The organism is Microcoleus sp. BROC3 (assembly GCF_036702515.1).
Classification (GTDB): domain Bacteria; phylum Cyanobacteriota; class Cyanobacteriia; order Cyanobacteriales; family Microcoleaceae; genus Microcoleus.
Genome location: NZ_JAUBTQ010000056.1, coordinates 14,580 through 28,985, shown reverse-complemented (window position 1 = coordinate 28,985; position 14,406 = coordinate 14,580). Strand labels below are relative to the sequence as shown.

Annotated in this window: 8 protein-coding genes, 1 pseudogene and 1 riboswitch; of the genes and pseudogenes, 3 read left to right on the top strand and 6 right to left on the bottom strand. The window is 45.5% G+C overall.

Going from position 1 to position 14,406, the window contains the following annotated elements; all coding sequences use genetic code 11:
* Positions 1 to 67: 67 nt before the first annotated feature.
* Positions 68 to 4,537: a hypothetical protein gene (locus tag QUB30_RS27065; RefSeq protein ID WP_333339996.1), complete on the bottom strand. Its 4,470-nt coding sequence runs from the start codon at positions 4,535 to 4,537 to the stop codon at positions 68 to 70.
* A gap of 176 nt (positions 4,538 to 4,713) precedes the next feature.
* On the bottom strand, positions 4,714 to 4,905 hold the full coding sequence (locus QUB30_RS27060) for a DUF4058 family protein (RefSeq protein ID WP_333339993.1): 192 nt from the start codon (positions 4,903 to 4,905) through the stop codon (positions 4,714 to 4,716).
* A gap of 225 nt (positions 4,906 to 5,130) precedes the next feature.
* Positions 5,131 to 5,227, top strand: a riboswitch (TPP riboswitch).
* 7 nt (positions 5,228 to 5,234) lie between these two features.
* On the opposite strand from QUB30_RS27060, the gene thiC reads away from it, so the two are divergent.
* Positions 5,235 to 6,608: a phosphomethylpyrimidine synthase ThiC gene (thiC, locus tag QUB30_RS27055; RefSeq protein WP_333339990.1), complete on the top strand. Its 1,374-nt coding sequence runs from the start codon at positions 5,235 to 5,237 to the stop codon at positions 6,606 to 6,608.
* A gap of 601 nt (positions 6,609 to 7,209) precedes the next feature.
* On the opposite strand, the pseudogene QUB30_RS27050 reads toward thiC, so the two are convergent.
* Positions 7,210 to 7,869: pseudogene (locus QUB30_RS27050) on the bottom strand (DUF2834 domain-containing protein).
* Between the two features lie 78 nt (positions 7,870 to 7,947).
* On the bottom strand, positions 7,948 to 9,150 hold the full coding sequence (locus QUB30_RS27045; protein ID WP_445300553.1) for an FAD-dependent oxidoreductase: 1,203 nt from the start codon (positions 9,148 to 9,150) through the stop codon (positions 7,948 to 7,950).
* Positions 9,151 to 9,433: 283 nt separating this feature from the next.
* Between QUB30_RS27045 and QUB30_RS27040 the strand changes: the two genes are divergently transcribed.
* Together QUB30_RS27040 and QUB30_RS27035 are read left to right on the top strand one after the other, a co-directional pair.
* The gene (locus QUB30_RS27040; RefSeq protein ID WP_333339987.1) at positions 9,434 to 10,825 is read left to right on the top strand and encodes a glycoside hydrolase family 10 protein; all 1,392 of its coding nucleotides are present in this window, start codon (positions 9,434 to 9,436) and stop codon (positions 10,823 to 10,825) included.
* A gap of 67 nt (positions 10,826 to 10,892) precedes the next feature.
* Positions 10,893 to 11,873, top strand: coding sequence for an aldo/keto reductase (locus QUB30_RS27035; RefSeq protein ID WP_333339984.1), 981 nt, complete (start codon positions 10,893 to 10,895; stop codon positions 11,871 to 11,873).
* Between the two features lie 332 nt (positions 11,874 to 12,205).
* Here QUB30_RS27035 and QUB30_RS27030 read toward each other — a convergent pair whose 3' ends face one another.
* Positions 12,206 to 13,420 carry a M20 family metallopeptidase gene (locus QUB30_RS27030; protein ID WP_333339981.1) on the bottom strand — a complete coding sequence of 405 codons (1,215 nt, stop codon included), beginning with the start codon at positions 13,418 to 13,420 and terminating at the stop codon, positions 12,206 to 12,208.
* Positions 13,421 to 13,675: 255 nt separating this feature from the next.
* Positions 13,676 to 14,383, bottom strand: coding sequence for a dethiobiotin synthase (bioD, locus tag QUB30_RS27025; RefSeq protein ID WP_333339979.1), 708 nt, complete (start codon positions 14,381 to 14,383; stop codon positions 13,676 to 13,678).
* Between the last annotated feature and the right edge of the window lie 23 nt (positions 14,384 to 14,406).

Genomic DNA, 14,406 nt, shown 5'->3' with positions numbered 1-14,406 from the left:
TCAGGAAGGCAATTTGCTATGGCTATTGCTTCGCTTCACGAACCCCATACGGGAAAAATACTCGCTTTCATCTTTCATACTGCGTTAGCGCCTCAGCTAATTGGTAAACTTCCATTTGAGTCATAAAGTCAATCAGGTCAAGACAGCGTAATTGTAACTCTTTGTTTTCACTTTGACTGTATAATTGCAGGAGTAATTTACTAACTTTGTCTGCTTCCAGCCTTGCACGCTGACTAACATCAGCATCATCCGATTGCAAGCCTTCTCTAAAGCGATCGCACACTCGATAAGTAACAGCATCGGGAAGTTTAGCTGTTGTCTTTTCCAAGGCATAAATTAAGTTGTAGTCATCACTAAAAAATGCGGGACTCTCAACAAATGCCTCCACTAAACTGATGTAATCACCCAGTTCATCTTCCTCAAAATGTAAGAAACACCTAGCTGCTTGAGAACGCACTGGTTCAGCCGAATCTTGGAAAAGTTTAATTAAAACATCTTCACAAAATTCACGAAAGTGTGCTTGACGAAAGTTGGCAACGAATATCTCAGTCGCAGCGATTCGATGAGTTTCTGTACCAGACAGGCAAAGTTCTGCCAGCCAACGTACCTCTTCGATAATTAAAGCTGCTCTACAGGCTTGTCTAGTCCCAACCTTTACTACTTCCGGTATCTGAGACATAATCATCCGTTCAACAATCGATGCTAGCACTTCAAAATGCGTTTGTAAAGCGTAGCACAAGAAATCCTCAACAGTCCGAGTTCCAAGAAGTGCATCTTCGGTATCGCAAAGTTGCTGAAACAAGCTGACAGCTAAGTCTCGGTCATAATTCAACATTGCTGTTAGTGCTTGAGCCACACAGGATCTAACAGCAATCGAAGAGTCTTGAACTATCTGTTGCAGAGATTGTTGAAAATAAGAGGCGCGATTTTTATCCGCAAAAATTAGTTGGGCAATTGCACTTACAGCACTACCTCGTGTCGAATTAATTCCAGCACTAAAAATATCACCACCATAATAAACCTGTCCGTTGGAAGTCTCAGTGCGCCAAGACTCTTGTTCGGGATTAGGGTCGTTTAAGGCATACCAAGTTACAATATCAAAAGCCTTTTCAGACCAGAGTAAATCAGCTAATTTTCCAATCAGCCAACAAATCCAACGACCACAAGGATGATTGGGTAATTGGTGGCAACGCTGACATACGAAAAAAGCAGTCTCAATATCTAGCTCAACTTCTGCAATACCGCGTAAAACTGCATCAAAGTAAGATGAATTCGTGTTATCTGGAAACTGGCTAACTAATGCAGCAAAACGTTTGGGTTCAATCTTCACTTGCCTTTCTAGAAGATGTGATAACTCGCTTGCCCCACCTGCAAAAGAGTAGTTTTTGTTGGAATCCAAGCCATGCTTGTCATAGTGCTGAATTGCTCTCAACCACTGTTCATCAGTCATCTTCTCTGTTGCCGATTCTGGTATGGGAGAACCAACGACACTTACCACCATTGGCTTCGGCGCTTCTACTGACTGTTTACTAAACTTTCGCTGCCATTCTTGTAACCGACGGGTAGCTGACTCTGAGCGCCGAGAGGAATTGATACCTTCTAGCAAAACAAACTGTGCATGACCGTAATACAAGTGCATACCCGCTATTTTTTCCCACTCAGGGTAATAGTTTAAGATCGCTGTCTCAAGCATTGCTAAATGCTGGTTAGAGGCATGTGGAGTAATTGCCTCTAGGAGTTGGCGAGTTGCCCAGAAGGAAGCTCCTCCACTACTGCTACAAATGGTATATCCTGTTTGGATTCGTGCTGGTTGTTCGCAGAGGTAATCAATAGTTTCATCGGCAAATCTTTCTCCATTCGCAGTATAGGCACGAATTAACAAAAACTGGATTGTTTCAAAATTAGAGCTACGAAGTTGTTGCTCTGCGAGGATAGAAAAATCTTCAGGATGGTTCGCAGCCAAATCACATAGTGCTTCTTCCATCCCACTTAATAAGGCATGATTAATGTCATAGCCTCTACCATAATGCCGATAATACCAGACTGAATCACGCCAAGGTAGATTATTTTCCCGTATTGATGTTAACTCCATGACCCGTAGCATAAAAGGAAAAAGGTGTTCAATAAATGCTCTTGGAGTCTGACGCGCGCTTGCCATTACAATCTGCTCACCAAATTGGCTGTGAGGTAGAGTACCAGAGTTGCGATCGAACAGATTGGGTTGTCCAGCAGCGAGACTTAAATCTAAATACCGATTGAGATACCAGCTAATAGCTTCACAAGCCCAGTCAGGACGATGTTGACGTAAAGAATCAATTTTCATCCAAAAGTGGCGAGTGGAATCGATGCTTCCTCGTGGTTGGTCAAGAATTCCTTCATGAATAAGTCGCAGGAAAAAGTCAAAAAAACGACGCTCAGTAACAAGTTCTGCCCTTTGTATAAGGTAGTTGAGCCGATCGCGCCATGCTTCCGATACACCAATAAAAGGCTCTGCTAACTCAGCCACCCGAGCCGGTATCTGCCTCTGCATAATAGATAGCAGTGTTACCGTTTGCTCGATACGTTCCTCGCTCTCATCCCTGAGCCACTGTTCTATTAATCCTAGAGAATCCAGCAGTTTAAACCAATGAACTGAACTACGCAAAGTTTGCCAAACTTGTTGCGTGATGGGATCGGCTTGCTTACCTATTAGCGGGGCAATAATCTCCCACTCCTCTGGTGTGGGGTCATCTAGCGCTCCAAGCAGGGCAAATACTACCTTCTTGATGTGAAAGCGGACGTTCGGGCTAGTAATTAAAGCTTGGAGGTCCGCGAGATAGCGATCGCGATCTGCATCCCGCTCGTAAACCAAAATTTGCCGAACTTGAGCGCGTCGAAATAAATGTTGCTGCTCCCCACTCCCTAAAAAATTTAATAGTTCCTCATCCTCACCTGCAAATCGACGTGCAAAAGCATAGTCAAAAAAACCTTCATGAAAAAATGAATACTGCTGCCCATCTGAAACCAGGATGTGTTCAGATGCCATTAATTCAGGAGTTTTTCCATATCTATCCACACGAGCTTTAGGAGCAGATAACCTCTGATTTTTACTCATATAATCGCAAAGGGTGTATATCACATCTGTCCAATGCTCAGAATTCCCCTGTGCGTGGATACTATCCTTCTTATCATCCCAGAATTTATCATATAGATCTTTAGCTGTCCTAAAATTGAGCACATTAGGTTTTGAACCTTCTGCAACTTCTGCTAGCAATCTCAGGTGCAGGGGTATGGATAACAGCTTTAATTGATTATTGTTTAGTAACCTTGCTTCTAATCCTAGTTCTGCCACAACCTCTCGCACTTTCTCATGAGATAAACGATTAATTGTCACCGTCTCAGCAATTCCCTTCTCACCCGTTAAACGCTTAAATCTGGGGTCATCATCTAGGTCAAACTTGCGACAAGCTAACAGTAAACGCATTTGTGGATAGGCTTTAGCTTGGTCGAGGATCCGATCTACACATTCAAAAAAATCAGGATTGCGACCAGAAGCCTTACTCACCGCATCAAGCTGATCGATAACTAGCACGCAATCACGTCCCTGTGCAATGTTGGCTAGAACATGAGCAGGAGAACCAGGTAACTTTTCCAACTGTTCTCCAACTCGATCGGGTGAGTCAGTTGGGTCTAAACGATCTACACGAAAAGCGATTAATGGTATACCTTTTTTACGAAGTGCTTCCACAGCTTGGAGAATAACGCCACTTTTGCCCACTCCAGCTTCACCTACAACTAATACACCAGGCTTATCGTCTGACGAGGTGAGCCGAGCAACAATAGTGTCTACCTCATCTCTGGGGATTACTTTTCCTGCAATCGCTTCTTTATGTAAACGAGAGAGGTAGCCATCGTTAACTTTATCGACGGCAGCCAAAACGTGAGGATCTTTTCCCCACTCGCGACGGCGATAGCCTCTTTTTTGCAGCAAATAATGCCAGATATCATGTGCCGTCAGTTCATTGCGAATGCTGTTTAGTGCTAATTCAGCCAGTTCAAGCCTGACAGTTTCTGGCTCGCCCTCAACTAAAGCTGCTAGACGATTTTCAACAGTATTAACCAGAAAATTCTCCCCCACTGTTTGAACTTCAACTCGCTTGAGCGCTTCGTAAGCGTCTGTTCGAGAACAATTTCCCCATTTCTGAAGGAGCGTATCGAAGTGACCAGATAGTTTTTGATTAAGATACTTTTGCTCAAACTCTGTCAAGGATACAGCATCTTTTGCATCCATAGCTAACCTTTGTAGTTCATCTGCATCTTGAGTAGAAACGAAGACACAAGAAACATCTGGATTACTCAGATGTTTCCAAAAGTCGGATAGGACTTGAACTTGTGTATCTTCCAAAGCACTTAGTGTCCAGCGCCCACGCCCACTTCTTTGTCGCTTAACTTGGTGATACTCCAATTTACCCTCTCGACGCATAAAGAACTCTATGCCGTCTATACCTGGTGGTTCTAGACTAATAGAATCGGTTTTCTCATCCATCACATCAATCATGCAATGCACAGTCCACCGACCTTCGTAGCGATTGCCCAGTTTGTCGGATACCCCACCAGCAAATGTCATATCTTCTCTCTCTTTTTTAAGCTGACGCTTTGGAAAAAGTACAGTTTAAAGCTTGCTAAAGCGTTATCTATTAACCATTATGCACGATCGCACTTCTTGTCGCCATCCTACGATTCCATCAACGATCGCACCCACTGAAAAGCACTCTCGCTCAACGGCGGAACAGGCTGCACTGAATAATCGATCGCCAAATCTAAAGCTGCCTCCAGATAAACTTCACCCAAAATCTCAGATAAATTCACAACAGGTTCTTCATCTCCTGACATATCTTTAACTTTATCGTCTTGAAAAAGCTTCAAAAGAAAAACAACGCGCCGATCGCCTAGCAGCAAAATTGCGGCAAATGAGAATTAACCCTGATGAGGTGTGATTTTTTTTAGATTGTTAAATGCGGTACGATCGCACTTTTTAAACAGTAGAAATATCAGAAGCCCCAAAAGGGCGATCGCTCCCCTCATCTATATCTCAATATTAAGATTTCCTTAGTTGCTGGCTTCGCGCACAGAAATCGGTGATACAATCAACAGCTTAGCTAGGGGTGCCCGAATATCCGGGCTGAGAAAACACCCTTAGAACCTGAGTCTGGGTAATACCAGCGGAGGGAAGCTGTTTATCAAGGAAATTAAATATGCGTACCGAATGGATCGCTAAGCGTAGCGGGCACACCAATGTATCTCAGATGCACTACGCCCGCCAAGGTGTAATTACAGAGGAAATGCACTTTGTTGCTAAGCGAGAAAATCTCCCGCCAGAACTTATCCGCGCCGAAGTAGCGCGGGGACGGATGATTATTCCCGCTAATATCAATCACACGAATTTAGAACCGATGGCGATCGGCATTGCGTCTAAATGCAAAGTCAATGCTAATATCGGTGCATCTCCCAACTCTTCCAATATGGAAGAAGAAGTTGACAAGCTTAAACTAGCAGTGAAATACGGCGCTGATACCGTGATGGACTTGTCCACCGGCGGCGGCAATTTGGATGAAATTCGCACTACGATTATCAAAGCTTCACCGGTGCCGATCGGTACTGTACCAATTTACCAAGCACTAGAAAGCGTTCACGGTAATATGGAAAGTCTGACGGCGAATGACTTTCTTCACATCATTGACAAACACGCTCAACAAGGTGTTGATTACCAAACAATTCACGCCGGAATTTTGATTGAGCATTTGCCGTTGGTGAGAAATCGGATTACGGGGATTGTCTCTCGCGGCGGCGGCATTTTGGCGCGGTGGATGCTGCATCACCACAAACAAAATCCCCTCTACACTCACTTTAACGACATCATTGAAATCTTCAAAAAATACGATGTTTCGTTTAGTTTGGGAGATTCTCTGCGCCCCGGTTGCACTCACGATGCGTCGGATGATGCTCAATTAGCTGAACTCAAAACTTTGGGACAATTAACTCGCAAAGCTTGGGAACATGACGTGCAGGTAATGGTGGAAGGCCCCGGCCACGTGCCGATGGATCAAATTGAGTTTAATGTCAAGAAACAAATGGAGGAATGTTCCGAAGCACCCTTCTATGTTTTGGGGCCGTTGGTGACAGATATTGCGCCTGGATACGACCACATTACCTCAGCAATTGGGGCCGCGATGGCTGGTTGGTACGGTACTGCAATGCTGTGTTACGTGACGCCGAAGGAACACTTAGGATTGCCGAATGCTGAGGATGTCCGAAACGGGCTGATTGCTTACAAAATTGCGGCTCACGCTGCGGATATTGCGCGGCGGCGTCCGGGTGCGCGCGATCGCGATGATGAACTCTCGAAAGCGCGTTACAATTTCGATTGGAACCGTCAATTTGAGCTGTCATTAGATCCAGAACGGGCAAAGGAATATCACGACGAAACCTTGCCGGCGGATATCTACAAAACTGCTGAATTCTGTTCAATGTGCGGGCCTAAGTTCTGTCCGATGCAGACTAAGGTTGATGCCGATGCTTTGACGGAATTAGAGAAGTTTTTGGCTAGGGAACCTGTGGCGCAAAGCTAATAAGCCCAGGCGCATCTAAACTTTACAGTTAACTTTGATGTAATTCTTGTGGGGTGGGCGTCCCGCCCGCCCAAAAATACAATTTAGATGCCCAACAGCTTATTAGTAGGGTGAGTATTGTCAGCCCAATCAGGAGTGTGCAGAAGTTCTTCAAACCCTGGAAATCTTGTAGCGGGCGATCTTCTTTTTTTTCAGAGTCCAAACGCAATAAATAACGTTTATGGCTAATAACTAACGCCTGGGATGACACAAATTGCCTAGATTGCACTCTTGAGGGGGCTGGGGGTACTATGGCGATCGAGCAACTGTTGCAGTTGCTCTCGTTCCTTTGGTGCTAAACTCAAAGATGTTGGAGCTAATCGAGCCCCGCTCCTTTCCTCCACTCACTTGGAACGATACAATGATACGTTAATTTCCGCACAATAATCTTTACTCGTTGCGAAGCATCTTGACAATTTCTAACTGGTGGGCTAGGAACTCGTCCCCTGAGAAAAATTACTTATTCTGGATTAGTTATTGTGGCACAGGACGGAAAGCTTGTTCTTGTCTGATTTATTGTGATTGATTCCTAGATTAAACTGAGGATTCCCTGTATTGCTATCTAATTTGTAACAGTTTCATTATTAGTTTCCGGCAGCCGTTTGCGCGTGCACAGATAAGCCAGCGGCCCGAACAGCGGCACTAATGTTACTGCCCAAAATGCTCTAGAGTTCTGCATTCCTCGGCGCGCCATGTCGTCTGCCAATAACGCAGGAAATAGCAGGGAAAGCATACAAAAATCTAAACTCATTACGTGGATAAAACGGCTGGTTTGCCACTGACTAATAAAATCAGACCAATCGCCTTTTGTCAAGCCAAAGGCAACTAAAGCAACAGCCCCTAATGTTAATAAAATCCCTGTAAAACGGCAGTCTAACACCTTTAAAAATACGTTTTTAGGGCCATAAAATTATGGATTAGGTTCGCGCAGGGCTAAATAAGGCAGCAAGGCAAATGCGCCCACGCCAAAGGATAAAGTGGCAAATAACCATGCAGGTATTTTCTGCCCCCTGCCGTCAGCAAACAGCACGCAACTGTAGATTAGCGGCCAGGCTCCCATGATGTTGAATAAAGCTACAATTAAAGGGTTGATGCCTGCTATTTTGCCTGTGGAAAGATTGGTAATTAGTGTGATGGTTTCTGGGCTGTCGGGTGGTGCAAATACAAAGGCGTAGGTGCTAAATGCAATCCAAAGCAGCCAAAATCCAATTTTTCTGAACATATGTTGTGGCTCATTACTTCTTGTACTGTAACGGGTAACGTGCGCAATGCGCACCCTACATTTAGAGTGATTATTGACCTATTTCTGAGTGATATTGCTAAATTTTTGCATAAATTGCCGATCGATCCAATCTTTCCAGTACCACAGCAGCGCCGATTCCCACATGAAAGATCCGCGAGAGGCGATCGCCCTTTTATTCCCCGTACCGATTAAGCCTAAATATTGTTCCTGCGGTACAAAGGGTTTCAGCGGTTTTCCCAATAAAAACTGCTGCAAATTTTCAAACAGCGGTTTGCCCTGACGCACGGCAAACACGCCTGCTTTGGGACGCGGATAATTAACCATCGCTGCGATGTCTCCAGCCCCAAATACGTTGGGGTTAGAGACTGATTGCAGGCAGTCGTTGACTTGCATGAAGCCGTTTGAGTCGGTAGCTAAACCGGATTTTCCGATCCAATTGGCTGCCGATGCTTGTGTCACCCAAAAAATGCGATCGCACTTTAATTTTAAACCAGATTCACAGGAAATTTTGTAATTGGGAATTGGGAATTTAGAATCGCAGGCTATCTTAATCATTTCTTGCTTTTCTATGGCACTGACTTTTTCCATTAAATGCACTTTAATTCCACGACTAATCAGAATTTCTTTCAGGCGGCGACGAACCCGTTTGTTATGTCCCGGCATCAATTCAGCACCGCTATGAAACAAATAAATTTCTAGTTCTTCTTCTTTTTTCCCCCTTCCCTCTTCCCTTAATCCCCATCCGTTAAATCCGTTACATAATCCGTTACATAATCCGTTGCCGAACCCCTCTTCCTTCCCCAATCGAGATTGCATATTTAATGCTAATTCTACGCCGCCTGCACCGCCGCCTACAATCGCTACCCGCAGCGGTTTTTGGGGAGAGTTTTGCCTTTCGGAAATTAACTGATTCCAGCTAGCTAAAAACTCCGGTACGGGTTTAGCTGCAATTGCATATTCTGCTGCACCCGGTACAGATAAAGTCGCAGGAGTGCTGCCGATATCCACAGAAAGCACATCAAAATTAACCGGAGGGCGAGTTTGACAAATAACTAAATTTTTGTTAAGGTCGATCGCGATCGCCCGATCGACCAATATTTGACACCCGGCAAATTCAGCGAGCGATCGCAAATCAATGTGACATTCATCATAATTGTAAAACCCGGCAACGTGCCCCGGCAGCATCCCCGAATAAGGCGCGTGCAAGACATCGCTAATCAGAGTCAAACGCACCCCAGGCAGCGGTTTGATGCCGAACATTTTTAATACAATAGCATGACTGTGACCGCCACCAATTAACACTAAATCTTTCACAATTACAGATGTTCGATCGAAATATTCCAGCACCGATATTGTACAGCACTCGCATTCCTTGGGCCGCACTGTCCGGTAAGGAGAGCTTGCAGTGCGTAATGAATGATTTCCCAGCACTTTGACAGAATGCTCTCACCTACTCTCTGTCTCATAGATTATACTTCGCTCAGTTGCGATCGCATAACATCAATCCACCGATTGCACTTAACCGATTCCACATTCAGCGCCAATGGTTGTAGACTGTAGAGCGAGCAAATTTTATCACCAAATTATGCCGGGGTGTGTTTCTACAGCTAACTCACCATTCAAAACTATGACATTACGCATCATTCCGCGCAGTTGGCAGCGATCGATGAAAACTCTTTTCCCGCTTCTGTTTGCCCTCTCATTGATTATAGTATTGCTGGCGAACAACTTGATTCCGGCGATCGCCCAGCAACCCCGCCAGGAAATTCGCGGCGTTTGGATGACGACAAACGACAAAGACATCCTCAGAGATCGTCGCAAACTAGGAGATGCTGTCAGCCAATTAAAGCGGTTAAATTTCAACACAATTTATCCTGTAGCCTGGAATTCTGGCTATGCAATGTATCCCAGCTATGTAGCCCAGCAAAGAGACATTCAACCCTTTGTTTATAGAGGGTTAGAAGGACAAGATATGCTCGCAGATTTAATTGAAAAAGCTCACCGCCAAGGCCTGCTAGTAATTCCTTGGTTTGAGTTTGGTTTCATGGCTCCTCCCACATCAGAATTAGCCACACTTCATCCCGAGTGGCTGACACAAAAACAGGACGGCAGCCAAACATCAAACGATGCCGGCGGCGAAGTAGTCTGGCTCAATCCCTTTCATCCAGAAGTGCAGCAATTCATTACCGAACTCGTACTAGAAATTACCACTCAATATAACGCAGACGGCATACAATTTGACGATCACATGAGTTTGCCGTCGGAATTTGGCTACGATGACTACACAGTTGCTTTGTATATCAAAGAAACAAAAAAAGCGCCGCCAAAAGATTTTCAAAATCCAGCCTGGGTGCAGTGGCGAGCCAATAAAATTACCGCTTTTATGTCGCAGCTAAATCAAGCCGTCAAAGCAGTCAAACCCAATGCCATTTTCTCGATTTCTCCCAATTACTACGAGTTTGCTTACAAACATCACCTGCAAGATTGGCTGGCTTGGGTGCGTTTGGATATTGCCGACGAGCTAATCGTGCAAGTCTACCGTCCCAATATAGAATCATTTGTGGACAAAATTAACCGTCCAGAAATGCAAGAAGCACAGCAAAAAATTCCCACCGGAGTTGGGATTATGACAGGTTTGAGAAATAACCCCGTACCGATTGAGCAAATTAAATCTCAGGTGCAAGCAGTCCAAGGATACGGCTTAGGCGTCGCTTTCTTCTACTACGAAAGCTTGTGGGAATCTGCACCAGAACCCATCGCAGTTCGACTTTCTCAATTTAGCGATTTCTTCCCGTCTTCTGCATTCCGAACAGCGCTACAAATACCCAGACGTGCGGCGACTTTCCCTCCACCTGCGCCACCCAAAACAGACCCCAAAGCTAAGCCGGAGCAACCTACCAAAAACAGCCAACCTTCGCCATCACCAACCACGTAAAAGAATTAAAAAGTAGGGTTCGCACAGCGCACCTTACCGCGAGAGCAATCATTAATCATCAATAAAAATGCAAACTAACCAAAAAATTTTACTGCCAAAAATGGGCTGTGGCACTTGGGCCTGGGGCAACAGATTCCTCTGGGGCTACAATGAAAGTATGGACGAGGAATTGCAAGCCGCGTTCAATCTTTGCGTCAGCAGCGGTGTCACTTTATTCGATACCGGCGACTCTTACGGAACTGGGAAATTAAACGGACGCAGCGAACAGCTTTTGGGGCAGTTTTCTCAACAATATCAAGGTGCAAATAAAGACAGTATTTGTATTGCGACAAAACTGGCTGCTTATCCTTGGAGGCTGACGCGACAATCAATGATATCGGCTTGCAAAGCCTCTGCGGCGCGCCTCGGAAAAAATGTAGATTTGGTGCAAATGCACTGGTCTACAGCTAATTACGCTCCTTGGCAAGAAAGCGCTCTTTTAGACGGTTTGGCTGACCTTTACGATCAAGGATTGGTCAAGGGAGTGGGCTTGTCTAATTACGGGCCGAAACGGCTGAAATGGGTGCATCAAAGATTTAGCGATCGCCAAATTCCTATTGTTACTTTACAAGTGCAATATTCCCTACTTTCCACCTATCCGGTAACAGAACTCGGATTAAAAGATGTTTGCGATGAATTGGGGATTAAAATGATTGCTTACAGTCCTCTAGCCTTGGGGTTGCTGACGGGTAAATACTCTGAAAACGGCTCGTTTCCTAAAGGTATCCGAGGTTTGGCGTGCAAGCAGCTACTTCCGGGAATGCGATCGCTTTTGGAGTGTTTGCGAGAAATAGCGGCCTTCAGAAACAAGAGTGTTTCGCAGGTAGCAATTAACTGGTGTATCTGCAAAGAAACTATTCCGATTCCGGGGGCGAAATCTGCCGTACAGGCGAGGGATAATATTGGTGCTTTGGGCTGGGAGTTAGACTCCGGGGAGATTGCCGAATTGGATCAGGCGGCGGCGAGTGTAGATAAGAAAATGGTGCAGAATATTTTTCAAACTCGGTAATATCTGAGATGTTCCACCATTCTCAGGAACAGGCAAGATGCCTGTTCCACAAGACATGAATTTGCTTGTTCCACAAAAACTAAATTTTCTTGTGGGGTGGGCACCCTGCCTGCCCGTACCATTCTCAGGAACAGGCAAGATGCCTGTTCCACAAGACATGAATTTGCTGGTTCTAGAAAAACTAAATTTTCTTGTGGGGTAGGCTTCTAGCCCGCCCGTACCATTCTCAGGAACAGGCAAGATGCCTGTTCCACAAGACATGAATTTGCTGGTTCTAGAAAAACTAAATTTTCTTGTGGGGTAGGCTTCTAGCCCGCCCCTGAAAGCCTGATTTACACCGCACAAAAATTTTCGACACACCGCAGAAACATTTCTACACCCATCCCCAGGGCAGTTTCATCAAAATCAAAACGCGGGTGATGGTGCGGGTAAGCTAAGTTTTTCTCTGGATTTGCTGAACCCAAAAAGAAATAGCAACCTGGCACTTCTTGCAAAAAGAACGACATATCCTCGCCGCCCATTGTTTGGCATTCGGGAACGATTCCTGCAGGAGTTTCGACAACTGATTCTGCCACGCCGCGCACCAATTCAGCTATTCTCGAATCATTAATAACTGGCGGATAAAGCGCACAATAATCAAATTGGTAATTTGCCCCGTGACTCTGACAAATTCCGGCAATTACTTGCTCGATTCGCTGTCCAAAATAACCTTGATATGCTGGATTGAAATAGCGCACCGTGCCACCGATTTGAGCGGTGTCGGCAATGACGTTGTGGGTGTGGCCTGCGTGGAATTTGCCAACAGTTACTACCGCTGAGTCGATCGGGTCAATGTTCCGCGCGACAATTGCCTGCAAGGCGCTGACAATTTGGGCTGTAACTACGATCGAGTCCACAGTCTGATGTGGCATTGCGCCGTGTCCACCTTTGCCAAAAATCGTGCAGTCAAAAACTTCGACAGCAGCCATCAGCGGGCCGCTGCGGACGCCTACAGTGCCTAAAGGCAGATTGTTCCACAAATGCAAGCCGACGATCGCATCAACATCAGGATTCTTCAAAACTCCCGCTTCAATCATCGGTTTTGCGCCCCCTGGGCCTTCTTCGGCGGGCTGAAAGATAAATTTTACTTTACCCGAAAAGCTGTGTTTGTGCTTTGCGAGATAACAGACAGTACCGAGGGCGATCGCAGTGTGGCCGTCGTGGCCGCAAGCGTGCATAATTCCATCATGCTGCGATCGATAATCCACCTCATTTTCTTCTTGAATAGGCAAAGCATCCATATCCGCGCGAATTGCCAAAACCCGCCCCGGCTTGCCGCTGTCTATAGTTGCGACAATACCAGTTTTAGCAATATTAGTTTCATGATCTATGCCCCATTCCTGCAACTTTTGCGAGACAAACTGCGCCGTTAAATTTTCATCAAAACTCAACTCCGGTTTTTGGTGCAAAAGGCGACGCCATTCGACTAGCTGAGGCTGCAAATTTCTAATCTCCAGCCGCAATTGAGATAAATCCACAGAGGTTAAATTCGGTAAAGTAGAAACCATGTTTTCTTCTCCTTTTTTTTGATTAACTTTGCTCTTTAATCACTTAATAAATGGTAATCACTCATTATAGCAAGCCAGAATAAGTTGTGAAACTCTCTCTGCTCTGTCTCTGCGGTCTCTGCGGTCTCTGCGGTTAAAATAAAATCTTCTTCAATCCTATCTGAGTTGTGCCGGATATTTTTTTAAATGAACCGCAGAGGGTGCAGAGTACGCAGAGGAAGAGAAGAACGAGAAACAGAGGTGTTTAGAATAGGGTTATTTAGAAGTCTGAGGAACTAAATTAACCCCAGGTAGCAACCGCTCTAAATCTAAATCTGAAGCTGCTTTAGCTAATTTAGCAAGGTCAGTCGGGTCATCTAAATGCGGCAAAATACCCAAGACAGGTATTTGAGTCAGCGACTGGATCAAATCAACGGGCGCTCGATCGGCAATTTCTTGTTCGGAATAAGCTTTAACGCAATTAAGCACAATTCCTCTCAGCTTAAAACCAGTGTGTCTGGCGAGAGCAACATTCGCCACAGCTTGCCCGATCGCCCCCAACCTCACAGGTACTACCAAAACCCCTCTCAGCCGCCAATCCCTGGCAATATCGGCCACCGTCAGTTCCCACGTTACAGGCGAACCGAGTCCTCCCAAAGCTTCCACCAACACAAAATCCTTGCGCTCCGAGAGGCTTTGCCAAGCCGTCCAGACCTTTTCGAGTTCGATATGTCTCCCCTCCCGTTCCGCAGCAATCGGCGGTGCTAGAGGCGCATCAAAGTGCAGCGGATTGAGTTCTTCGGGGGATTGGTCGAGGGAAAACAAACGGGTGTAGAGTTCGCGATCGCCCGTTCCCGTTTGCAACAGCTTCATAATTCCCAAACTGCGATCGGGAAAATACATTTGCCAATAAGCAGCCAGAGCGCTGGTCAAAACAGTTTTGCCCGCGTCGGTATCAGTTCCAGCAATTAGCAGCGAGTTCATTGGCAAATAGCTAACAAGTAATT

Excerpts from the sequence above, each read along its gene's own strand:
- QUB30_RS27065 (WP_333339996.1), bottom strand. The coding sequence starts at position 4,537 with ATGATTGATGTGATGGATGAGAAAACCGATTCTATTAGTCTAGAACCA.
- thiC (WP_333339990.1), top strand. The coding sequence starts at position 5,235 with ATGCGTACCGAATGGATCGCTAAGCGTAGCGGGCACACCAATGTATCT.
- QUB30_RS27045 (WP_445300553.1), bottom strand. The coding sequence starts at position 9,150 with ATGTTCGGCATCAAACCGCTGCCTGGGGTGCGTTTGACTCTGATTAGC.
- QUB30_RS27040 (WP_333339987.1), top strand. The coding sequence starts at position 9,434 with ATGGTTGTAGACTGTAGAGCGAGCAAATTTTATCACCAAATTATGCCG.
- QUB30_RS27035 (WP_333339984.1), top strand. The coding sequence starts at position 10,893 with ATGCAAACTAACCAAAAAATTTTACTGCCAAAAATGGGCTGTGGCACT.
- QUB30_RS27030 (WP_333339981.1), bottom strand. The coding sequence starts at position 13,420 with ATGGTTTCTACTTTACCGAATTTAACCTCTGTGGATTTATCTCAATTG.
- bioD (WP_333339979.1), bottom strand. The coding sequence starts at position 14,383 with ATGAACTCGCTGCTAATTGCTGGAACTGATACCGACGCGGGCAAAACT.